Genomic DNA, 21791 nt, shown 5'->3' with positions numbered 1-21791 from the left:
CAGGCGGGTACGACAACGTGGCACGCGGTTACGGGAGCTCGGCGAGGGCCGTGCACTGCGGGGTGTGCATCGGCATCTCCGTGAGGCCCGGGTAGTAGACGTGCAGGCTGACCGCCGGTTCGAGGGTGTCGTTCAGCACCTCGTGCACATAGCCCGGCGCGAACACCAGCTGCCCGCTCGGCTCCCACACGCGCGTGCCCCGCTCCGTCCGCTCGGTGAGGGTGCCCTCCAGGACGGTGAGGACGCCGGAGGAGGAGCCGTGGTCGTGCAGTCCGCTGCCCTGGCCCGGCACCCAGGACAGCAGCCAGACCTCGTAACCCGGGCCGGTGCGCAGCCGGTGGTACCAGCGGCTGGTGGCGTCGTACCGGACGAGGTGCTCCCACTGGGCGCGGTCGGCGGCGATGGAGCGGGCCAGGCCGACGAATTCGGCGACGGTGGCCGGGTGCTCGCGCGGGGCCTGGAGGAGGTGCGGGACTTCGAGGATGTCGCCGGCGATCTGGAGGTCGCTGTCGCTGTTCATGGGATGCGGTGTTTCCTCGGCGGGAAGAGGTGGGGGCTGGATGTCACGACCGTCCGCCCGGGTCACGGGCGGGAGGGGTGCCCGGGTGCGGGCGTGGGGAACAGCAGCCGAGTCGCGGTGGACTCAGGGGCAGCCGGAGCGCGTTGGGCTCAACAGCTGGAACAGCAACAACAGCTACGGCGAGCGTGGGCAGCACCGCGTGACCCGGCGGAGCGGGTCGAGGTGGGCGCCAAGTTCGCGAGCATGCCCACTAGCACAGCGGCTCACACCTTCACTGTCAACTCGACGCCCGATTTGTGGGACCTGTTTCACCTGTTCCGGTTCATCACTCAGATGAAAGGTTTGCTCATGCGTTGACCGGGACACATGGCGCACAACCGGTGCGCAAGCCTCGTGGTGATCCCGTGATCCGAATGTGATCCGGTTCGCTTCGATGCGCGCGTCGGAACGAGATTGAGCCACTGGGCGTCCTTCTCCGTACAGGGCTCGCGTGGGGCCGATGGCCTCCCGGGCCCCAACAGCGTGTCAAGGTTTATGGCGATTTGAACACTTTCCGCTCGGCCTTGGTTCCGCAGAGTGAATAAGGGGCTCAATAGCAGATCTCGGCTTGACTCGCCCGGAGCAGCACACTTGTAATTTCACTCGTGTCGTTCAGCCGGAATCGGTAACGGCTACATCACGGGGACGCGAAAGACAGACGAGGGGCGCACATGACCGAGCTGGTGCAGCAACTGCTGGTCGACGACGCGGACGAGGAACTCGGCTGGCAGGAGCGCGCGCTGTGCGCCCAGACCGACCCCGAGTCCTTCTTCCCCGAGAAGGGCGGCTCGACCCGCGAGGCCAAGAAGGTCTGTCTCGCCTGCGAGGTCCGCTCCGAATGCCTTGAGTACGCCCTGGCCAACGACGAGAGATTCGGCATCTGGGGCGGTCTGTCCGAACGTGAGCGCCGCCGCCTGAAGAAGGCGGCGGTCTGACCCGACGGCATGCGTCGTCCTCGTACATACGGGGCGAACGGCCCGTCGCGGGTGGGTTGTCCACAGGCGGCGGGCCGTCGTCATGGGCAGCCGATAGTGTGGGCGCTCGTCCGAGACACCCCGCCGCCCCCATACGGCACAGGTGTCCACCGCAGTCCACCGAACCGGGGCCCGTACCTCGATGTCCGTGCACAGCCACACGGCAGCCCATCACGATGCCGCTGCCACACCAGAGTTCCCGCGTCATGTGGTGACCGCGGTCCTCGTCTCCCACGACGGCGCCCGCTGGCTGCCCGACGCGCTCGCCGGGCTGCTCGGCCAGGAGCGGCCGGTTCAGTTCGCCATGGGCGCCGACACCGGCAGCGCCGACGACTCCGCGCAGCAGGTCACCGACGCGCTCGGCCCCGACCGCGTCCTGCACCTCGCACGGCGCACCGGCTTCGGCCAGGCCGTCGAGGAGGTCAACCGCACGGCGCCGCTCCTCACCCCGGAGGAGCTGCCGTACCTGAAGCGGCCGAGCGGCTGGGACCCCGTCACGCGCACCTGGCGCGACGACGCCTACGACATGCCCGAGCTGCCGCACGGCGAGCCCGTGCAGTGGCTGTGGCTGCTGCACGACGACTGCGCACCCGAACCGGACGCGCTGGCCGAGCTGCTGCGGGTGGTGGAGAACGAACTCGAACTCGGCCGCGACGACGTGGCCGTCGTCGGCCCCAAGCTGCGCGGCTGGTACGACCGCAGGCAGCTCCTCGAAGTCGGTGTCAGCATCGCCAACTCCGGCCGCCGTTGGACCGGCCTGGACCGCCGCGAGCAGGACCAGGGCCAGCACGACCACGTCCGGACCGTGCTGTCCGTGTCCACCGCCGGCATGCTGATCCGGCGCGACGTCTTCGAGGAGCTCGGCGGATTCGACCGGCGCCTGCCGCTGATGCGCGACGACGTCGACCTGTGCTGGCGCGCCCACGCCGCGGGCCACCGCGTCCTCGTCGCCCCCGACGCGGTCGTACGCCACGCCGAGGCGGCCTCCCGCGAGCGCCGCGCCGTCGACTGCGCGGGCCGCACCACCGCCTCCCCGCACAAGGTCGACAAGGCCGGCGCCGTCTACACCCTCCTCGTCAACGCCCGCTCGGCCACGCTGCCCTGGGTGCTGCTCCGCCTGGTCCTCGGCACCCTGCTGCGCACCGTCGCCTACCTCGTCGGCAAGGTGCCCGGGCAGGCGGTCGACGAGATCCGCGGCCTGATGGGCGTACTCCTGCGGCCCGAGCGGATCATCGCGGGCCGCCGCGGGCGCGGCCGGCCGATGGTCGACAAGGGCGAGCTGCGCCCCCTCTTCCCGCCGCCCGGCGCGACGGTGCGGGCCACCGTCGAACAGGTGGCGGGCAGCGTCCTGGGCAGCTCCGACCCGGAGGTCACCTCCGGCGCCGGACGGCACGGCGGCGCGGTCGAGTCCGGGCCCGGCGGCGACGACGTGGACTTCCTGGAGATCGAGCAGTTCGCCCGCCTCAAGCGCATCGCCCGCAACCCCGCACCGATGCTCTTCCTGGTCCTGCTGCTCGTCTCGCTGGCCGCCTGCCGCGAACTCTTCGGCGGCGGCTCCCTCGCGGGCGGCGCCCTGCTGCCCGCCCCCGCCGACTCCGGCGAGCTGTGGTCGCGCTACCTCGACTCCTGGCACCCGGTGGGGGCCGGCGGTGACGGCTCCGCGCCGCCGTACCTCGCGCTGGTCGCGATGCTGGCCTCGACGCTGTTCGGCTCCACGGGCCTCGCGGTCACGGTGCTGCTGGTCTGCTCGGTGCCGCTGGCCGGACTCACCGCGTACTTCGCCTCCCGCCCGCTCGTCGAGTCCCGGCTGCTGCGCGCCTGGGCCGCCGTGGCGTACGCCTTCCTGCCCGCCGCCACCGGCGCCCTCGCCGGTGGCCGGCTCGGCACCGCCGTCCTCGCTTTGCTGCTGCCGCTGCTCGCGCGCGCGGCCGTCGCGGCGAGCGGCCTCGCGAACACCTCCGGTGCGCGCGGCAGTTGGCGCGCCACCTGGGCCTATGCCCTGCTGCTGACGGTCACCACCGCGTTCACGCCGATCGTGTGGCCCGTGGCGCTGATTCTCGGTGTGGGGCTGCTCGCCGTGCACCGCGGCGACATCGCCGCCTACGGGCTGCGCTTCCTGGCCCAGCTGGGCACGCCCCTGCTGGTGCTGGCGCCCTGGTCGCTGTCCCTGCTGCCGTTCGGCTTCTTCCGCGAGGCCGGCCTGGAGTACGGCGCCTCGGCCGCCTCCGCCCTCGACCTGCTCGGCGCCAGCCCGGGCGGGCCCGGCACGGTCAGCGGCCTGATGCTGATCGGCATCGTGCTGGCCGCGCTGGCCGCCCTGCTGCGCGGCGAGCGCCGACGGGGCATCTGGTCGGCCTGGGCGGTCGCCCTGGTGGGCCTCGTCCTCGCGGTGCTGTCCAACGGCTCCGCCTGGGCCGGCCCCGCGACCCTCGTATACGGCATCGCGCTCCTGGCCGCCGCCGTGATCGGCGCCGAGGGAGGGCGCACGCGCGTGGCCGAGCAGAGCTTCGGCTGGCGCCAGCCGGTCGCCGCGCTGATCGCCTTCGCCTCGGTCGCGGGCCCGCTGCTCGTCGCCGCCGGCTGGATGACCCGCGGCGCCGACGGACCCGTGGAGCGTCGCGACCCGGTGCAGGTGCCCGCGTTCGTCGCCGAGGAGAGCGGCACGCGCGACCAGGCCCGCACCCTCGTCCTCGACAGCGACTCCGCCGCCCACGTCGGCTACACCCTGGTCCGCGGCTCCGGCGCCCGCCTCGGCGACGCCGAACTCGCCGCGGCCGACGGCGGCAACGCCGCGCTCGACAAGGTCGTCGCCAACCTCGTCGCCGGTTCCGGCGCCGACCAGGCCGATCAGCTCGGCGACTTCGCCGTGCGCTACGTCCTCGTGCACAAGGGCGCGCCCCGCGAGGTCAGCCGCGTCCTCGACGCCACGCCCGGCCTGAGCCGGCTCAGCCAGCAGGACGGCGGCGCCCTGTGGCGGGTCGACCGCCAGGTCGCGCGCGCGCTCGTCGTCCCGGCCTCCGGCTCGGGCGCCCCGCAGCCGGTCGCCGCCGGACCCGTCGAGATCCACACCAAGGTCCCCGCCGGCGCCGACGGCCGGATCCTGCGCCTCGCGGACGCCGCGTCCGACGGCTGGACGGCCACCGTCGACGGCAAGCCGCTGACCCGCACCACCGTCGACGGCTGGGCCCAGGGCTTCGAACTCCCCGCCGGCGGCGGCACCCTGGACGTCACCTACGACGACCCGATCAGCCACACCGCCTGGCTGTGGGCGCAGGGCTTCCTCGCCGTCGTCCTGGTCGTGCTGGCGCTGCCCGGGCGCCGCCGCGACGTCGACGACGACCTTCCCGAGGAGCCCGTGATCCCCGCACAGGCCGTCGCAGGCGAGGGCCGCCGGGCCCGCCGTCTGCGCGCGCAGGCCGAGGCCGAAGAGGCCGCCCGGGACGAGGAGTTCCCGTCTGTGGCATCGGAGGAGACCCCGGTGCCGGTCCCGCAGCAGCCCGCCTACGGCGAGTACGACACGGCCACCTACGCGGGCGCCGAGTACGGCACGTACGGCGGCGAGCAGTACCAGAGCGCCGGCCGGCAGTACCCCGCGGACGGCTACGGGCAGCCGTACCAGAACGACCAGTACCAGAATGAGCAGTACCAGAACGAGCAGTACCCGAACGACCAGTACCAGGCGGACCCGTACCAGGGCGGCCAGTACGACCCGTACGCGTACGGACAGCAGCAGCCGGGGGCGTACGAGCAGCCCTACGACCAGTACCCGCAGGGCTACGACCCGGCGTACGACCCGGAGCAGCAACACCCGCATGGCAGCGGCAACGAGCGCCCCGACGGGAGTCAGCAGTGAACCGCACCACCCTGTCCCTGATCGCCGGCGTCGGCGCGCTCGCCGCCGTCACCGGGTTCGCCACGCTGTCCGCCCCGGAGGCGACCGGCACGGACACCGCCAAGGCCGCGGCCCAGCTGCCGGTGGAGCGCTCGAGCCTGGCCTGCCCCGCGCCGAGCACCTCCGACCTCGCCGAGACGACGTATTCGTCCTTCACCCCGGTCACCGAGGGCACGGGAAGCGAGGGGAAGGGCGAGCTGCTGCCCGCCGGCGGAGGCAAGGACAAGAAGCCCGTGTTGAAGCCCAAGGAGCCCGGCTCGCCGGTCTCCGGGGACAGCTCGGGCGGTGAGGCGCCCGCGCTGATCGGCACGGCGGAGGGGAAGTTCGCGCCCGGCTGGACCGTGCAGCAGACGACCGAGGTCGCGGCCGGCGCAGGGCGCGGGCTGCTCGGGGTCAACTGCTCGGCCCCGGACACCGACTTCTGGTTCCCGGGGGCCAGTACGACCGGCGGGCGGACCGACTACGCGCACCTGACCAACCCGGACGAATCCGCCGCCGTGGTGGACATCGAGCTGTACGGCAAGGACGGGGCGCTCCAGTCCACCGTGGGCGAGGGCATCACCGTCGCCCCCCGGTCCAGCGAGCCGATCCTGCTGTCGACGCTGACCGACGCCGAGGAGGCCGACCTCACGGTCCATGTGAACGTCCGCAGCGGGCGGGTCGGCGCCGCGGTGCAGGCGCTGGACGACAAGGCGGGCGGCGACTGGCTCTCGGCGGCCGCGGATCCGGCGGGGAGCCTGGTCGTCCCGGGGATCCCCAGGGACGCGACGGCGGTGCGCCTGATCGCGTTCACACCGGGCGACGCCGACGCGGACCTCAAGGTGCGCCTCGCCTCGCCGAACGGGCTGATCACCCCGGCCGGGAACGAGACCCTGCACCTGAAGTCGGGCATGACGACCGCCGTCGACCTCGGCGACGTGACGCGCGGCGAGCCCGGGTCCCTGGTCCTGACCCCCTCGGACCAGGCGGTGCCGGTGGTGGCCGCCGTGCAGGTGGTGCGCGGAAAGGGCGCCGCCCAGGAGACGGCGTTCATTCCCGCCACGCGAGCCGTGGGCACGCGCGCGACGTCGGTCGGCAACACCGGGAAGGGCGTGACCCTGTCGCTGGTGGCACCGGGGGAGTCGGCGCAGGTCAAGGTCACGGCGTCGGCGGGCACCGAGGGCGGCGGGACGGTGTCGAAGACGTTCGCGGTCAAGGCGGGCACGACGCAGGACGTCGAGGTACCGGTGCCGAGCGGCCTCAAGGGCACGTACGCACTGACGGTGGAGCGGGTCTCGGGGGGCCCGGTCCACGCGTCCCGGACCCTGGCCGCGACGCAGGACGGCGTCCCGGCGTTCACGGTCCAGACCCTGCCCGACGACCGGGGGACGGTGGCCGTGCCTGAGGCGGAGCAGGATCTGTCGGTGCTGCAGAAGTAGGCGCCGCACGGGCAGCCCGGCAGGTGTCGTACCGGGCTGCTCAGTCCTCGCCGTAGCGCGGGTCCACCGTCTCCGGGGTCAGACCGAGCAGCTCGGCGACCTGTTCGACGACGACCTCGTGGACCAGTGCCGCCCGCTCGTCGCGGCCCTTGGTGCGGATCTCTACGGGGCGCCGGTAGACGACCACCCGCGCGGGACGCCCCTCACGCGCGGGAACGGTGCTCCCGAGCGGAACCGCCTCGTCGTTCCACGCCTGTCCGGGACCGTCCAGCCGCGGTACTTCGAGGACGAGGAAATCGACGTCGGCGAGCTGCGGCCACCGCCGCTCCAGGCGCTCCACGGAGTCCTGCACCAGATCGGCGAACGCCTCGGCACGGCTCGCCGCGAGCGGCACCTGAGGGGGCGCGATCGGCCCGCGCATGCCCCTGCCGTGACGATCACGACGGCGGGGCCCGGGGCCGGCGGCACGGGGCGGTACTCGGTTGTCCATCACTGGTGAAGGGTAGTCCTCGCGCGAGGCGCGTGCCGGGCGTCCACGCTCCATTCCGGCCCTCCGCCCGCCGCCGTACGGCATGTCGCCGGATGACCATTCCAGCCAAGATTGGGCTCGATTCCGTATCTCTCCGAGACCGGCGATCAGAAGCCAATTGACGGCGTTTATGTGGAGTGTTGACCGGTTTCATGGTCGTACGGGACCCTGCACAAGTATGTCCATGCAGGTCAGCGGCGGGTGCTGGAAGGGGCCTGTGGGGCGTTTCACAACACGACACGGTGGAGTGACCTGGTGGAGAGTCGTCGCGGCCCGCTCAAGAGTGCGGTACCGTCCAACGTCGTGAGCCCTGTACGTCGCTGTTCGCGCACCGCTTGCGGCCGTCCCGCCGTAGCGACGCTGACGTACGTCTACGCCGACTCGACCGCGGTTCTCGGCCCGCTCGCCACCTACGCGGAACCCCACTGCTACGACCTGTGCGCCGAGCACTCCGAGCGCCTCACCGCCCCTCGCGGGTGGGAGGTCGTCCGGCTCCTCGACGCTTCCGCTCCGGCCCGTCCCAGCGGCGACGACCTGGAAGCGCTCGCCAACGCGGTGCGCGAGGCCGCCCGGCCCCAGGAGCGCGCGGCGCAGGCCGGCGGCGGTGGCCGTGCGGCGGACCCGATGGAGGTCGCGCGCCGCGGTCACCTGCGGGTTCTGCGCTCCCCCGACAACTGAGCGGTCGGTCAGTTCCCCTCGGTCCCGTTCGCCTCATTTCGTCGAATGCTGCACACCCATTGACGCGCGCTTGTCGCGGACACGATCATTCCGTCACCCGTGAGAAATCGCTTTCCGCATGGCGGAATCCGGGGAGGCGCTCGTGTACGTCCAGGAACTGGCCCCCGTAGCCGGCTCACTAGGCCTGTCCGCCCTGGTGGCGGCCCTGCCTCTGGTGATCGTCCTGATCCTGCTCGGCGGTGTGCGCATGAAGGCCCATCTGGCGGGCCTCACAGGTCTGTTGGCGGCCGTCCTCGTCGCCGCGCTCGCGTACGGCATGCCGATCGACCAGACGATCTCCAGCGCGGTCCACGGGGCGGTGTTCGGGATCTTCCCCATCCTGTGGATCGTCGTCAACGCCCTGTGGGTGTACCGCATGACGGTGCGGACCCAACACTTCGACATCCTGCGACGGTCGTTCGGGCGGCTCTCCGACGACCCGCGCATCCAGGCGCTCGTCGTCGCCTTCTGTTTCGGTGCCCTCCTGGAAGCGCTTGCCGGATTCGGTGCGCCGGTCGCGATCAGCGCGGTGATGCTGGTCGCCCTGGGCTTCGATCCGGTGAAGGCCGCGATCGTGGCGCTGGTCGCCAACACGGCGCCGGTGGCGTTCGGTGCCATGGGGACGCCGGTGGTGACGCTGGCTCAGGTCACGGGTCTGCCCCTGGAGGACGTGGCGTCCGTGGTGGGGCGGCAGACCCCGCTGCTGGCTCTCGTGGTGCCTCTGGTGCTGGTCGCTCTCGTGGACGGAAAGCGTGGCCTGCGGGAGACCTGGGTGCCGGCCATGGCGTGCGGAATCGCCTTCGCCGTCGCCCAGTTCGCCGCCTCGAACTACTTCTCCCCGCAACTCGCCGACATCGCGGCCGCTTTGGCGGGCGCGGGCGCCCTGGTCGCCGTACCGCAGTCGCGCAGGCCCGCCGCCGAACCGGTCCGCGCGTCCGTGCTGACCGGCGCCCGCAGCGAGGAGCTCGACGAGGAGGACCCCCGCGCGGAGGTCGTGCGGGCGTACGCGCCGTACGCGCTGATCGTGGCCGTCTTCTCCGTGGCGCAGATCCCGGTGGTCAAGGACTGGCTGGCCGGAGCCACGCAGACCTACGACTGGCCCTTCCTGGACGTCCTCGACCCGGACGGGGAGCGGGTCGGCGGCAACGTGTTCACCTGGCCGATCGTCTCCACCGGCGGCACGCTCGTGCTGCTCGCGGGCATGCTCACGGCGGTCGTGATCGGGGTGCACGCGCGCGTGGCGGTCAAGGAGTGGCTCGCGACCGTGTACGAGCTGCGGTTCGCGATCCTCACGGTGACCTCCGTGCTGGCCCTCGCGTACGTGATGAACCTTTCCGGGCAGGCGGCCACCATCGGTCACTTCGTGGCGGCGGCCGGCGCCGGGCTGGCCTTCCTGTCGCCGGTCCTCGGCTGGTTCGGAGTCGCCGTGTCCGGGTCGGACACCTCGGCCAACGCCCTCTTCGGAGCGCTCCAGGTGACCGCCGCGCGCGAGTCGGGACTGTCGCCGGAGCTGCTGGCCGCCGCCAACAGCTCGGGCGGTGTCCTCGGCAAGATGATCTCCCCGCAGAACCTCGCCATCGCCTGCGCCGCGGTCGGTCTCGCGGGCCGGGAGGGTGACCTGCTGCGCAAGGTGCTCCCGTGGAGCCTGGCGCTGTTGCTCGTGATGTGTCTGATTGTGGTCGGCCAGAGTTCACCGGTGCTCGGCTGGATGCTGCCCTGACCTCAGGGTTACGGCTGGGGGACCAGTTTCGGTCCACGCCGTGCGTCGTCGGCCGGGGCGGGTAGTTTGGGGGTTCCGATAGGACTTCCAGGAGGGTTGGCCGTGGCTGTTGATCTGTCGCAGATCGTGAAGGCTTACGACGTGCGCGGCGTCGTCCCCGACCAGTGGGACGAGTCGCTGGCAGAGCTCTTCGGAGCGGCCTTCGCCCAGGTGACCGATGCCGACGCGATCGTGATCGGGCACGACATGCGGCCCTCGTCCCCGGGACTGTCCCGCGCCTTCGCGCGCGGGGCGGCGCTGCGCGGCGTCGACGTCACCGAGATCGGCCTCTGCTCCACCGACCAGCTGTACTACGCCTCGGGCGCGCTGAACCTGCCGGGCGCCATGTTCACGGCCTCGCACAACCCGGCCAAGTACAACGGCATCAAGATGTGCCGTGCGGGCGCCGCCCCGGTCGGGCAGGACACCGGCCTCGCCGAGATCCGTGAACTCGTCGAGCGGTGGAGCGAATCGGGCTCACCCGAGCCCGTCGCACGGCGGGGAACGATCACGCAGCGTGACACGTTGGAGGACTACGCGGTCCACCTGCGCTCGCTCGTCGACCTGACCTCCATCCGCCCCCTGAAGGTCGTCGTCGACGCGGGCAACGGCATGGGCGGCCACACGGTCCCCACGGTCTTCGAGGGCCTGCCCCTGGACCTCGTGCCGATGTACTTCGAGCTGGACGGCACGTTCCCCAACCACGAGGCGAACCCGCTGGATCCGGCCAACATCGTCGACCTCCAGGAGCGGGTGCGCACCGAGGGCGCAGACCTCGGCATCGCCTTCGACGGCGACGCCGACCGCTGCTTCGTCGTCGACGAGAACGGCGACCCGGTCTCGCCGTCCGCGGTCACCGCCCTGGTCGCCGCGCGCGAGCTGGCCAAGCACGGCGGCGAGGGCATCGTCATCCACAACCTGATCACGTCGTGGACGGTCCCGGAGGTCGTGAAGGAGAACGGCGGCACGCCGATCCGCACGCGCGTGGGCCACTCCTTCATCAAGGCCGAGATGGCCCGCACCGGCGCGATCTTCGGCGGCGAGCACTCCGCGCACTACTACTTCCGAGACTTCTGGAACGCCGACACGGGCATGCTGGCCGCCCTCCACGTCCTCGCGGCCCTCGGCGGCCAGAAGGGCACGCTCTCGGCGCTGGTCGCCGAGTACGACCGCTACGCGGGCTCGGGCGAGATCAACTCCACCGTGGACGACCAGCAGGGCCGCCTCGACGCGCTCAAGTCGGCCTTCGAGGGCCGCGAGGGCGTCACCCTCGACGAACTCGACGGCCTCACGGTCACGGCCGCCGACTGGTGGTTCAACGTCCGCCCGTCCAACACGGAGCCGCTGCTGCGCCTGAACGCGGAGGCGCGCGACGAGGCGACGATGGCACGGGTGCGGGACGAGGCGCTGGCGATCATCCGGGGGTGAGCGAAGCCGGGGTGGGGCGGCTGGGGTGAGGGGCCGGGTGACCGGGGCCCAGGGTGACGGAGTCCCGGTGGCGAGTGGACCGGGGGCTGCGGGTTCGGGGCGGCGGCGCCCCGTCGCGCCGGGCCGAGCGCCCGCCCGGTGGTCTCGTCGCCGCTCACCGCGGCCTCCGCCCCACCCCGGCCTGGTGGCTATGTCGTCGGTCATGGTGCTCCAGCCCCGGCCGCGCGGCCTCGGCCCCGGTCGCGGTTCTCCCGAGTTGCCCCGGCGTGGCGGCTATGTCGCCGGTCATGGCGCTTCCCACCTGCCCCGGCTTATCGGCTGCGTCGCCGGTCACGGCGGCTCCTGCCGGTCATGGCGGTCTAGGCCCCGGTCGCGGTTCTCCCGAGTTGCCCCGGCCCGGCGGCCGTGTCCCCGGTCACCGGGCCCCCGACCCGGCCCAGCCCCCAAACCCCGCGACCATGCCCCCAACCCCCCACACCCCCGCCCGCACGGCGGTACCCTGACCAGGCACATCCGCACAACCACACGTACCCGAACCGGTACCCACAACCCGCCCCGAAGGGACCCCACATGCCGCTCGAAGCCGGCCTCCTGGAGATCCTCGCCTGCCCGGCCTGTCACGCCCCCCTCAAGGAGCAGGACACCGAGCTGGTCTGCACCGGCCAGGACTGCGGCCTGGCGTACCCCGTCCGCGACGGCATCCCCGTCCTCCTCGTCGACGAGGCCCGCCGCCCGGCGTAACGGCCCGTAGACGTCCGCGCAGACCGGGCCCGCCCCAAGGAGGGGCCCGCCGCCCGCACAACCGCCGACCCCGGCGTTCGGAGGCTGCCGCCCATGCTCGACGAATCGCTGCTCGACTCCCCGGAGGGCCTCGCAGAGGCCGACCAGCGCGGCCTGCTGCGCGGTGCCGCCGAGTCCGGTGCCCGTGTCCGCACCGCCGCCCGGCTCGCCGTCGAGGCCGGAGTCGGCGAGCTGAAACCCGACGGCCGCCCCCGCGCCGTCCTCATCGCCGGCCCCGGCGCCGCCGCCACCCACGCCGCCGACTTCCTCGGCACGCTGGCAGGCCCGGGCAGCCCGGTCATCCGCCTCGCCCCGACCGGCGTCGCCCCCGTCGCGGGCGCGCTGCGCTGGGAGCTCCCCGGCTGGGCCGGCTCCGTCGACCTGCTCCTGATCGCCACCCCCGACGGCACGGAACCGGGCCTGTCCCTGCTCGCCGAGCAGGCCTACCGGCGTGGCTCCACCGTCGCCGCTGTGGCCCCGGCCGGCACCCCGCTCGCCGAGGCCGTCGGGGGCGCCCACGGCCTCTTCGTACCGATGGCGACCGCCCCGTACGAGCAGGACGAGAGGGACGAGCAGCCGCTCGCCGCGTCCGCCCCCGGCGTCCTGTGGGCGCTGCTCACCCCGCTGCTGGCGCTGCTGGACCGGATCGGCCTGCTCACCGCGCCGCCGGACGCGCTGGAGAAGGTCGCCGACCGCCTCGACCAGATCGCCGAACGGTGCGGGCCCGCCATCGAGGCGTACAGCAACGCCGCCAAGACCCTCGCCGGCGAGCTCGCCGACGCGCTTCCGGTGATCTGGACGGAGGGCGCCTCGGCCGGTCCCGCGGGCCGCCGTTTCGCCGCCGCCCTCGGGGAACTGGCCGGCCGGCCCGCCGTCATGGCCGAACTCCCGGAGGCGCTCGCCGCGCACAGCGCCCTGCTGGCCGGCCGGCTCGCCGCCAGCGCCGACCCCGACGACTTCTTCCGCGACCGTGTGGAGGAGCCGCCCGCACTGCACGCGCACGTGGTGCTGCTTCGCGACCGCCCGATCGGCGGCCTCACCGCCGCCCCCGCCGCCCGTGAGCTGGCCCTCAGCCACGACACGCCGATCAGCGAGCTGGAGCCCGAACCCGGCGGCGAACTGGAGACCCTCTCCGAACTGATCGCCATCACGGATTTCGCCGCCGTTTACCTGGCGCTCGCCTCGAGGGCCTGATCTGGCTCGGAACGCCCCGATCTCCGCACGCGCGGAGAATCGGCGCCCGTACGCGAAGAAGACCGAAGGCGTACGGACGACGTGCGAACGACGTACGAACCAGGTACGCCGTTCGTGCGCCCGTCCGCCGCGCAGCTGACCCGGCAGAGAGAATCGAATGGACCGCCTCGACAACACCGTCCGCCCCTACGCCTGGGGTTCCACCACCGCGATCCCGCAGCTGCTGGGCGTCGAGCCGACCGGCGAACCGCAGGCGGAGATGTGGATGGGGGCCCACCCGGGCGCACCCTCGCGCACCGACCGCGGCACGCTCGTCGACCTCATCGCGGCCGGCCCCGAGAAGGAACTGGGCGCGGCCACCGTGGCCAAGTTCGGCCCCGGACTCCCCTTCCTCCTGAAGATCCTCGCCGCGGGCGCCCCGCTCTCCCTCCAGGTGCACCCCAACCTGACGCAGGCGAAGGAGGGTTACGAGGAGGAGGAGCGCCGGGGCGTCCCCGTGGACGCCCCGCACCGCAACTACAAGGACGCCAACCACAAGCCGGAACTGATCTGCGCCCTCACCGAGTTCGACGGCCTGTGCGGCTTCCGTGACCCGCACCGGACCGCCGACCTCCTCGCGGGCCTCGGCGTCGACTCCCTCAAGCCGTACGCCGATCTGCTGCGCGCCCACCCCGAGGAGGCGGCGCTGCGCGAGGTCCTCACCGCCGTTCTCACCGCGGACCCCGAGGAGATGGCCCGCACGGTCGCGGAGACCACCGCCGCCTGCGCCCGCCTCGGCGGCGACTACGCCCCCTACGCCGACCTCGCCCACCACTACCCGGGCGACCCCGGCGTGATCGCCGCGATGCTGCTCAACCACGTCCGCCTGCAGCCCGGTGAGGCCCTGTACCTCGGCGCCGGCATCCCGCACGCCTACCTCAGCGGTCTCGGCGTCGAGATCATGGCCAACTCCGACAACGTGCTGCGCTGCGGTCTGACCCCCAAGCACATCGACGTCCCCGAACTCCTGCGCGTCGTCCGCTTGGAGGCGAACGACGCGGGCGTCCTGCGGCCTGAGGCGTCCCCGGACGGCGAGGAGGTCTACGACACCCCGATCGACGAGTTCCGGCTGTCCCGCTACGTCCTCTCCGAGGGCGGCGCCCCCCGCGACCTCACCCGCCCGACCCCGCAGATCCTGCTCTGCACCGCGGGTTCGGTCCGGGCGGGCGAGCACGAACTGACGCCGGGCCGCTCCGTCTTCGCAGCGGCCGGCGAAAAGGCCGAAGTGTCCGGTACGGGCACGCTCTTCCGGGCGACCGTGGTGGCCTGATTCCACGGGTGTGCTGACCTGGCGCGCCCCTGCCGGGCGGGGCTGCAACAATGGCCCACCGGCAAAGGACCGGCAAAGCCCGTGAGCGGGCCAAGCCCCGGTGGACGGCGTACGAAGGGACAACGCGAACACATGAGCGCGTCAGGCGGCACCAAAGCGATCGTGGCGGCACTGCTCGCCAATCTCTCGATCGCGGTAGCGAAGTTCGTGGCGTTCCTCTTCAGCGGCTCGTCGTCGATGCTGGCCGAGTCGGTGCACTCGCTCGCAGACTCCGGCAACCAGGGCCTGCTGCTCCTCGGCGGCAAGAAGGCCCAGCGCGAGGCGACCCCGCAACACCCGTTCGGCTACGGCCGCGAGCGCTACATCTACGCCTTCCTCGTCTCGATCGTGCTCTTCTCGGTCGGTGGCATGTTCGCCATCTACGAGGGCTACGAGAAGATCAAGCACCCGCACGAGATCGAGCACTGGTACTGGCCGGTGGGCGTGCTGGTCTTCGCGATCATCGCCGAGACCTTCTCCTTCCGGACGGCCATCAAGGAGTCCAACGTCCTGCGTGGCAGCAAGTCCTGGAAGGAGTTCGTCCGGCACGCCAAGGCGCCCGAGCTGCCGGTCGTTCTCCTGGAGGACCTCGGCGCCCTGGTCGGCCTGATCCTCGCCCTCGGCGGCGTCGGCCTCGCCCTGCTCACCGGCGACGGCGTCTGGGACGGCATCGGCACCCTGTGCATCGGCGTCCTGCTCATCCTGATCGCGCTCGTCCTGGCCGCCGAGACCAAGTCGCTGCTGCTCGGCGAGGCGGCCGGCGTCGAGGACGTCAGGAAGATCGAGGACTCGATCGTCGACGGCAGCACCGTCACCGGCATCATTCACATGCGCACGCTGCATCTCGGCCCCGAGGAGCTCCTGGTCGCCGCCAAGATCGCCGTGCGCCACGACAACACGGCAGGCGAGGTCGCCGCCGCCATCGACGCCGCGGAGGCCCGCATCCGCGAGGCCGTCCCGATCGCCCGCGTCATCTACCTGGAGCCCGACATCTACAGCGAGTCGGAAGCGGCCAAGGGCCCGGACGAGGAAGCCTCACCGGGTGGCCCGAGCCAGACCACGGGGCACTGATCTCCCTCGCTCTCCCACGCCGGGGGCCCGCCGAGTCGCTCGGCGGGCCCCCGGCCGGTTGTGAGCCCCGGCGGACCCGGCCCGGCTGACCCGACCTCGCGCAGAACGCCCGGCACCGCGCCCTGCGACGCCGTCAGCAACCGGTCACGGAACCCGGCATCCATCAACTTCCCCGACAGCAGCGCCAGGATTCGCAGATGCTCGTCCCCTGCGGCAGCCTCCGGTACGGCGATCATGAACACGAGCCTCGCCTTCGTACCGTCCGGCGAACCCCACTCCACGCCCTCGTCCGACCGTGCGAACCTCACGACCGGCGCGGTCACCGCGTCCGTCTTGGCGCGCGGGATCGCGATCTCCTCGCCGAGCCCGGTCGTGCCCTGCCTCTCGCGGCGCAGCGCCGTCCGCACCATTTCGTCGACGTCGGCGACCCTGCCGCTGCGCGCCAGCAGATCGGCCATCTCACGGATGGCCGCGTCCTTGTCCCGCGCCGCGAGCCCGACGAGCACGGTCTCCCCGCTCAAATAGCCCGAAAGAACCTCCCCCTCCGCACCGCCGCCGACCCCACCGGCCGCCCCCGCCTCACCCTCCGCGTCACCGCCGGGTTCCGCGTCGGCTTAGGCGTCATCGGCGGGTGCTGCGTGGGCCTTCGCGTCACCGGCGTTTTCCGTGTCGGCCTGCGCGTCATCGGCGGGTGCCGCGTGGGCCGTCGCATCACCGGCGGGTTCCGCCTCACCCTCCGCGTCACCGGCGGTTCCGCCTCGGCCTTCGCGTCACCGGCAGGCACTGCCTCTGCTTCGCGCCACTGGCGAGCTCACCCTCTGGCTTCGCGCCACTGGCGAGCTCGGCCTCTGACTTCTCCACAGCGGAAAGCCCTGGTTGACCACCTATGTCGGCCCATAGGCGCTCCCATCGCCGGCGCGCCAAGCCGCCGTCACGGCGATCCGTCGCCGACAGTGACCGCCTGCCGTCTTCGGCGCGAATTGTTCGCAGGCGGACTGGGGACGGCTGGGCCGCCCGGTGTAGCTTGGGACCGAGTCAGACGTCGCTGCTGATGGCGGTCGGGCGGTCCCCAGCGGACCGGCCGAGGGAGAGAGGGCCTCCGACGGACTGCGCTGCGCGCACGCGGGCGTGCCCGTGTGCTCTTCGGGCACCCCTGTGTCCGCCGCCGCGCAGATCAGCCGTACCCACCTCGACCCAAACCACCGAGGAGCAGCCCGCATGACCACTGTCGAGAACCGACAGGACTTCAAGGTCGCCGACCTCTCCCTTGCCGAGTTCGGCCGCAAGGAGATCACCCTCGCCGAGCACGAGATGCCGGGCCTGATGGCGATCCGCAGGGAGTACGCCGAGACGCAGCCCCTGAAGGGCGCGCGCATCACCGGCTCCCTGCACATGACCGTGCAGACCGCCGTGCTCATCGAGACCCTGGCCGCCCTGGGCGCGCAGGTCCGCTGGGCATCCTGCAACATCTTCTCCACCCAGGACCACGCGGCCGCCGCCATCGCCGTCGGCCCGAACGGCACGCCCGACAACCCCCAGGGCATCCCGGTCTTCGCCTGGAAGGGCGAGACCCTGGAGGAGTACTGGTGGTGCACGGAGCAGGCTCTGACCTGGCCGAACACCCCCACCGGCGGCCCGAACATGATCCTGGACGACGGCGGCGACGCCACCCTCCTGGTGCACAAGGGCGTCGAGTACGAGAAGGACGGCAAGGTCCCCTCGCCCGACACCGCCGAGTCCGACGAGCACCGCGTCATCCTCGAACTGCTCACCCGCACAGTGGGTGAGAGCCCGCAGAAGTGGACCCAGCTGGCGTCCGAGATCCGCGGCGTGACCGAGGAGACCACGACCGGTGTCCACCGTCTCTACGAGATGCACCGCGACGGCACCCTCCTGTTCCCGGCGATCAACGTCAACGACGCCGTCACCAAGTCGAAGTTCGACAACAAGTACGGCTGCCGCCACTCCCTGATCGACGGCATCAACCGCGCGACGGACGTGCTCATCGGCGGCAAGACCGCCGTCGTCTGCGGCTACGGCGACGTAGGCAAGGGCTGCGCGGAGTCCCTGCGCGGCCAGGGCGCCCGCGTGATCATCACCGAGATCGACCCGATCTGCGCCCTGCAGGCGGCGATGGACGGCTACCAGGTGACGACGCTGGACGAGGTCGTCGACAAGGCCGACATCTTCGTCACCACGACGGGCAACAAGGACATCATCATGGCCGCGGACATGGCCAAGATGAAGCACCAGGCGATCGTCGGCAACATCGGCCACTTCGACAACGAGATCGACATGGCCGGCCTCGCCAAGATCCCCGGCATCGTCAAAGACGAGGTCAAGCCGCAGGTCCACACCTGGACCTTCGCCGACGGCAAGGTCCTCATCGTCCTGTCCGAGGGCCGCCTGCTGAACCTGGGCAACGCGACCGGCCACCCGTCGTTCGTGATGTCCAACTCCTTCGCGGACCAGACCCTGGCCCAGATCGAGCTGTTCACCAAGCCCGACGAGTACCCGACCGACGTCTACGTGCTGCCCAAGCACCTCGACGAGAAGGTCGCCCGTCTCCACCTCGACGCGCTCGGCGTGAAGCTGACCACGCTCCGCCCCGAGCAGGCCGAGTACATCGGCGTCGACGTCCAGGGCCCGTACAAGCCGGACCACTACCGCTACTGAGTCCGCAGCCGGCCCGCTGAGCTGCCCGCCCGTGCACTGACGCGCGGCTCAGCAGCAGGTCCTCGGAGACAGGCCCCCGCACCCCCGTGCCGGGGGCCTGTCCCTTTGGCCGTGCAGGCTGTCACCGACTGGTCGCGGCGAACCGGACCAGCCCGTCACACCCCAGGACCCCTATGCCCCGCGGCCGCTATTCGCTCCACGATCCGCACGATCACACCCCCCTCGCAGAAGAGCACTTCCACTGCGCCCCCGGCCCGTCCGGCTGGCGCTATGTCTCCCAGCTGACCGCCCCCTCAGGCGATCACCACGGCTCCGTCGACCTCGCCCTCGACGAACTCGGCCGCCCCATCCGTCTCGAACTCCACGCGGGGGGCTGGCAGGTGCGCGGTGCCGCCCTCGACGGCGTCACCTGGGTCCGCACCGACCCCACCGGCACCGATGCCACGGAAGGCAACGTGGGCGCCCACGCCTTCACCGGCACCTCCCCCGCGTTCCTCATCGCCACCACCCGTCTGCTGCGCCTCACCCCTTCCGGCTCCGCGACCCGGGTACGCCTGGTCGCCTTCACGGATCCGGTCCTCGCTCCGCGCACCGTGGACCAGTCCTGGGCTCTGCTGAAAAGAGAAGCACACGGCACTGACAACGGCCCTTTGACGGTGGAGGAGTACCAGGTCACCGCCCTCGACACGGGCGAGCAGCACGTCGTCCACATCGCCGGGGACGTGGTCCTCGCGGCGCCCGGCATCGAGCTGGAGGACCTGGAGTCGCCGCCGTCCGTCTTTCCTTGAGCGGGCGGTTGCGGGGAGTGTGTCGCCTGGCTTACGCGGGCGGCGCGAAGCCGGTCGATGGCCGATCCGTGTCTGCCGGATTGGCGGCCGGGCCGCCCTGCCCAGCCGGAGCGGCCTGTGGCGTCTGCACTGGGGCTTCGGGACGGCGTTCGGGCTGCGCGGCATCGTGTGCCGGCTGTGGCGCGGCGAACTGCCCGGCGGGTGGCGGGGGAGCGACCGTGAGCTGGGCGGGATAGGCGGGCTGGGTGGGATAGACGGGGTAGGCGGACTGGGCGGGGTGGAAGGGGTTGGCGGAATACGCGCCCGGCGCCGCACCACCCCCGTACTGCCCCTCCCCGCCGGGCCCATGGACACCGGCCGCGTTCGACTGGGCCCGCCGGATCTCCCGCGCCTGCCGCTCCTGCACGACCGCGGCCAGATAGGCGGCCGGGGGTATCCCCTGCGGTATCGGAGTCCCCGTCCGCTCCGCGAGGTCGGCGGCGAGCCGTTCGGCCATGGCCCCGCCGACTTGGGGGTCCAGCTGCCGCATGCGCGTGAGGTACTGCCGTATGGCCAGCCACAGCCCGTCAGGGACCGCCGACAGATCGAGTCCTGAGAAGCGCCCGGCCAGCCAGGGCGGTGGAGGCGGAACGAAACGCGCACGTGCAGTGGGAATCCGTTCCCGCACGACGAGAGTCCCGGCGAACACATCCCCGAGCCGACGCCCGCGTTCGGACACGAGCGAAGCGATACAGGCGATGACCCCGAGCGTCAGCAGGATCTCGACGACGCCGATCGCACCTCGCACCAGTGCGTGCCGGAACCGGATCGGCCCGCCGTCGTCGCGCACCACGCGCAGCCCCAACGCCATCTTCCCCAGCGACCGCCCATGGCTGAGCGTCTCCACGGCGATCGGCGCGCCCACCAGAACCAGCAGGAACGTTGCGATGGACACCGCGATCCGCGCGGCCTCGTCAAGGGAGGCCGTGGAGATCACCAGGACCACGCTCACGATCACGTACGCGGCAAAGGCCACGACCAGATCGAGCAGGACGGCCAGCGCCCTGCTGGGCAGCCTCGCAGGGCGCAACTCCAGCGCCACCGCCTCGCCCGTCACCAGCTCACTCACGCCCGCCGTCCTTCCCCTGGCCTGCCCCCGGAACGGCCAGTCTGCCAAGCTGAGGGCATCGAGCATCGCAGTACGACAAGCCGATACTCACGACGGGCCCGCCGACGAGCAGCCGAGGAGCAGGCAAACCGATGGACCTCGACGTCTTCGTCTCCGCCCACCGAGCGGAATGGGACCGCCTGGAGGACCTGCTCCGGCGCCAGCGTCGGCTCTCCGGCGCCGAGACGGACGAACTCGTCGCGCTCTATCAGCGCACTGCCACTCATCTTTCCCTGATCCAGTCCAGCGCACCCGATCCCCAGCTCACCGGTCGCCTCAGCCAACTGGTCGCACGCGCGCGTAGTGCCGTGACAGGTACGCGACGGGCGTCCTGGCGCGATGTCACCCGCTTCCTCGCCTACGGCTTCCCCGCCGCCGTCTACCGAGCGCGCCACTGGTGGGTCCCCACCGCACTCCTGTCGACGCTTGTCGCGGCGCTCCTCGGCTGGTGGATCGGCGCGCACCCCGAAGTCCAGGCCACCATCGCGGCGCCCAGCGAACTGCGCGAGCTCACCCGCCCCGGCGGGCAGTACGAGAGCTACTACTCCTCTCACCCGGCAGCGTCCTTCGCGGCCCGCGTCTGGACGAACAACGCCCAGGCCGCCGCCATGTGCCTGGTCTTCGGCGTCTTCCTTGGCATCCCCGTCCTTTGGATCCTGTTCCAGAACATGCTCAACCTCGGCATCGGCTTCGGCCTGATGTCCTCGGCAGGCCGACTCGACACCTTCCTCGGCCTGGTCCTCCCGCACGGCTTGCTGGAGCTGACCGCGGTCTTTGTGGCCGCCGGCACAGGGCTACGCCTCGGCTGGACAGTGATCGACCCAGGACCACACACGCGGAGGAAGGCCCTCGCCGAGGAGGGCCGAGCCGCCGTCGGCATGGCGATCGGCCTTGCCCTGGTGCTCTTCGTCGCCGGTGCCATCGAAGGCTTCGTCACCCCGTCGGGCCTGCCGACCTGGGCTCGCATCGGCATCGGTGTCGTCGCCGAGGTTGCCTTCCTCGCATACGTCTACGTACTCGGCCGGCGTGCCGCCGAGACCGGCGCAACGGGTGACGTGGACGCGGCCGAGCAGAGCGCCACGGTGCCGACCGCCGCCTGATGTGCGGACAGGCCCGCCGGACTGCTAGTCTCCTCTTCGCCCCACAGGAGCCGTTGACACGGAGCAGCTGGGGAGGTAGATTCAAACAGTTGCCTGGACTGGAGAGGATCCGGTCGGCACCTTGAGAACCTACTTGCTTCTTGGAACACCAGCTTCGAGAAGCTCCTCCCGATTAATCGGAATGGATGGCCGGTAAGTCCGGGCCGAAACTTCTGATAAAGTCGGATCCGCCGGAAAGGTAAACGCGAAAGCGCAAACCTGGAAAGCACCGAGGAAATCGGGTCGAGAAAAGATCTGATAGAGTCGGAAACGCAAGACCGAAGGGAAGCGCCCGGAGGAAAGCCGCGAGAGAGATTCTCGGGTGAGTACAAAGGAAGCGTCCGTTCCTTGAGAACTCAACAGCGTGCCAAA

The 21791-nt window shown here is 71.7% G+C and carries 17 protein-coding genes and 1 pseudogene; 13 read left to right on the top strand and 5 right to left on the bottom strand.

What is annotated here, in order from left to right; all coding sequences use genetic code 11:
- Positions 1-28: 28 nt before the first annotated feature.
- Entirely contained in the window at positions 29-520 is a 492-nt protein-coding gene (locus ACFV6X_RS22990; RefSeq protein ID WP_365447343.1) for a cysteine dioxygenase family protein, read from the bottom strand.
- Between the two features lie 710 nt (positions 521-1230).
- Here ACFV6X_RS22990 and ACFV6X_RS22985 point away from each other — a divergent pair.
- The 3 genes from ACFV6X_RS22985 to ACFV6X_RS22975 all read left to right on the top strand — a co-directional run bounded on the left by ACFV6X_RS22985 (position 1231) and on the right by ACFV6X_RS22975 (position 6843).
- Positions 1231-1494 carry a WhiB family transcriptional regulator gene (locus ACFV6X_RS22985; RefSeq protein ID WP_003975777.1) on the top strand — a complete coding sequence of 88 codons (264 nt, stop codon included), beginning with the start codon at positions 1231-1233 and terminating at the stop codon, positions 1492-1494.
- A gap of 181 nt (positions 1495-1675) precedes the next feature.
- Positions 1676-5386: a glycosyltransferase gene (locus ACFV6X_RS22980; RefSeq protein WP_385386254.1), complete on the top strand. Its 3711-nt coding sequence runs from the start codon at positions 1676-1678 to the stop codon at positions 5384-5386.
- Positions 5383-6843, top strand: a complete 1461-nt coding sequence (locus tag ACFV6X_RS22975; protein WP_385386252.1) for a DUF5719 family protein — start codon at positions 5383-5385, stop codon at positions 6841-6843. The genes ACFV6X_RS22980 and ACFV6X_RS22975 overlap by 4 nt, the downstream gene beginning before the upstream one ends.
- A 40-nt stretch (positions 6844-6883) precedes the next feature.
- Here ACFV6X_RS22975 and ACFV6X_RS22970 read toward each other — a convergent pair whose 3' ends face one another.
- A complete protein-coding gene (locus ACFV6X_RS22970; protein WP_385386388.1) occupies positions 6884-7333 on the bottom strand; it encodes a metallopeptidase family protein in 450 nt (149 codons plus the stop codon).
- 294 nt (positions 7334-7627) lie between these two features.
- Between ACFV6X_RS22970 and ACFV6X_RS22965 the strand changes: the two genes are divergently transcribed.
- The 7 genes from ACFV6X_RS22965 to ACFV6X_RS22935 all read left to right on the top strand — a co-directional run bounded on the left by ACFV6X_RS22965 (position 7628) and on the right by ACFV6X_RS22935 (position 15669).
- Entirely contained in the window at positions 7628-8050 is a 423-nt protein-coding gene (locus ACFV6X_RS22965; protein ID WP_385386251.1) for a DUF3499 domain-containing protein, read from the top strand.
- Positions 8051-8192: 142 nt separating this feature from the next.
- Positions 8193-9809 carry an L-lactate permease gene (locus ACFV6X_RS22960; protein ID WP_385386386.1) on the top strand — a complete coding sequence of 539 codons (1617 nt, stop codon included), beginning with the start codon at positions 8193-8195 and terminating at the stop codon, positions 9807-9809.
- 102 nt (positions 9810-9911) lie between these two features.
- A complete protein-coding gene (locus ACFV6X_RS22955; RefSeq protein WP_385386249.1) occupies positions 9912-11276 on the top strand; it encodes a phosphomannomutase/phosphoglucomutase in 1365 nt (454 codons plus the stop codon).
- Positions 11277-11846: 570 nt separating this feature from the next.
- Positions 11847-12017 (top strand): Trm112 family protein, encoded by a 171-nt coding sequence (locus tag ACFV6X_RS22950; protein ID WP_141360461.1) that lies wholly within the window; start codon positions 11847-11849, stop codon positions 12015-12017.
- Between the two features lie 93 nt (positions 12018-12110).
- The gene (locus ACFV6X_RS22945) at positions 12111-13250 is read left to right on the top strand and encodes an SIS domain-containing protein (RefSeq protein WP_385386246.1); all 1140 of its coding nucleotides are present in this window, start codon (positions 12111-12113) and stop codon (positions 13248-13250) included.
- A 157-nt stretch (positions 13251-13407) separates the two neighbouring features.
- Positions 13408-14559, top strand: coding sequence for a mannose-6-phosphate isomerase, class I (gene manA, locus ACFV6X_RS22940; protein WP_385386244.1), 1152 nt, complete (start codon positions 13408-13410; stop codon positions 14557-14559).
- Between the two features lie 132 nt (positions 14560-14691).
- Positions 14692-15669, top strand: a complete 978-nt coding sequence (locus ACFV6X_RS22935) for a cation diffusion facilitator family transporter (protein WP_385386242.1) — start codon at positions 14692-14694, stop codon at positions 15667-15669.
- Positions 15670-15758: 89 nt separating this feature from the next.
- Here ACFV6X_RS22935 and ACFV6X_RS22930 read toward each other — a convergent pair.
- Positions 15759-16220, bottom strand: a pseudogene (locus tag ACFV6X_RS22930) (PTS sugar transporter subunit IIA); the annotation flags it as partial.
- Between the two features lie 667 nt (positions 16221-16887).
- On the opposite strand from ACFV6X_RS22930, the gene ahcY reads away from it, so the two are divergent.
- Both ahcY and ACFV6X_RS22920 read left to right on the top strand, forming a co-directional pair.
- On the top strand, positions 16888-18345 hold the full coding sequence (gene ahcY / locus ACFV6X_RS22925) for an adenosylhomocysteinase (RefSeq protein ID WP_385386240.1): 1458 nt from the start codon (positions 16888-16890) through the stop codon (positions 18343-18345).
- Positions 18346-18518: 173 nt separating this feature from the next.
- Positions 18519-19133 carry a hypothetical protein gene (locus tag ACFV6X_RS22920; RefSeq protein WP_385386238.1) on the top strand — a complete coding sequence of 205 codons (615 nt, stop codon included), beginning with the start codon at positions 18519-18521 and terminating at the stop codon, positions 19131-19133.
- Between the two features lie 31 nt (positions 19134-19164).
- On the opposite strand, the gene ACFV6X_RS22915 is transcribed toward ACFV6X_RS22920, so the two are convergent.
- Positions 19165-20241, bottom strand: a complete 1077-nt coding sequence (locus tag ACFV6X_RS22915; RefSeq protein ID WP_385386236.1) for an RDD family protein — start codon at positions 20239-20241, stop codon at positions 19165-19167.
- A 131-nt stretch (positions 20242-20372) separates the two neighbouring features.
- Between ACFV6X_RS22915 and ACFV6X_RS22910 the strand changes: the two genes are divergently transcribed.
- Entirely contained in the window at positions 20373-21380 is a 1008-nt protein-coding gene (locus tag ACFV6X_RS22910) for a stage II sporulation protein M (RefSeq protein WP_385386234.1), read from the top strand.
- 129 nt (positions 21381-21509) lie between these two features.
- On the opposite strand, the gene ACFV6X_RS22905 is transcribed toward ACFV6X_RS22910, so the two are convergent.
- Positions 21510-21791, bottom strand: a 282-nt coding sequence (locus tag ACFV6X_RS22905) for a hypothetical protein (protein ID WP_385386232.1), incomplete at its 5' end; no start/stop codon positions are given.

It is taken from the genome of Streptomyces sp. NPDC059861 (assembly GCF_042731435.1).
Taxonomy (GTDB): domain Bacteria; phylum Actinomycetota; class Actinomycetes; order Streptomycetales; family Streptomycetaceae; genus Streptomyces.
This window is presented reverse-complemented; position numbering and strand designations above follow the sequence as displayed.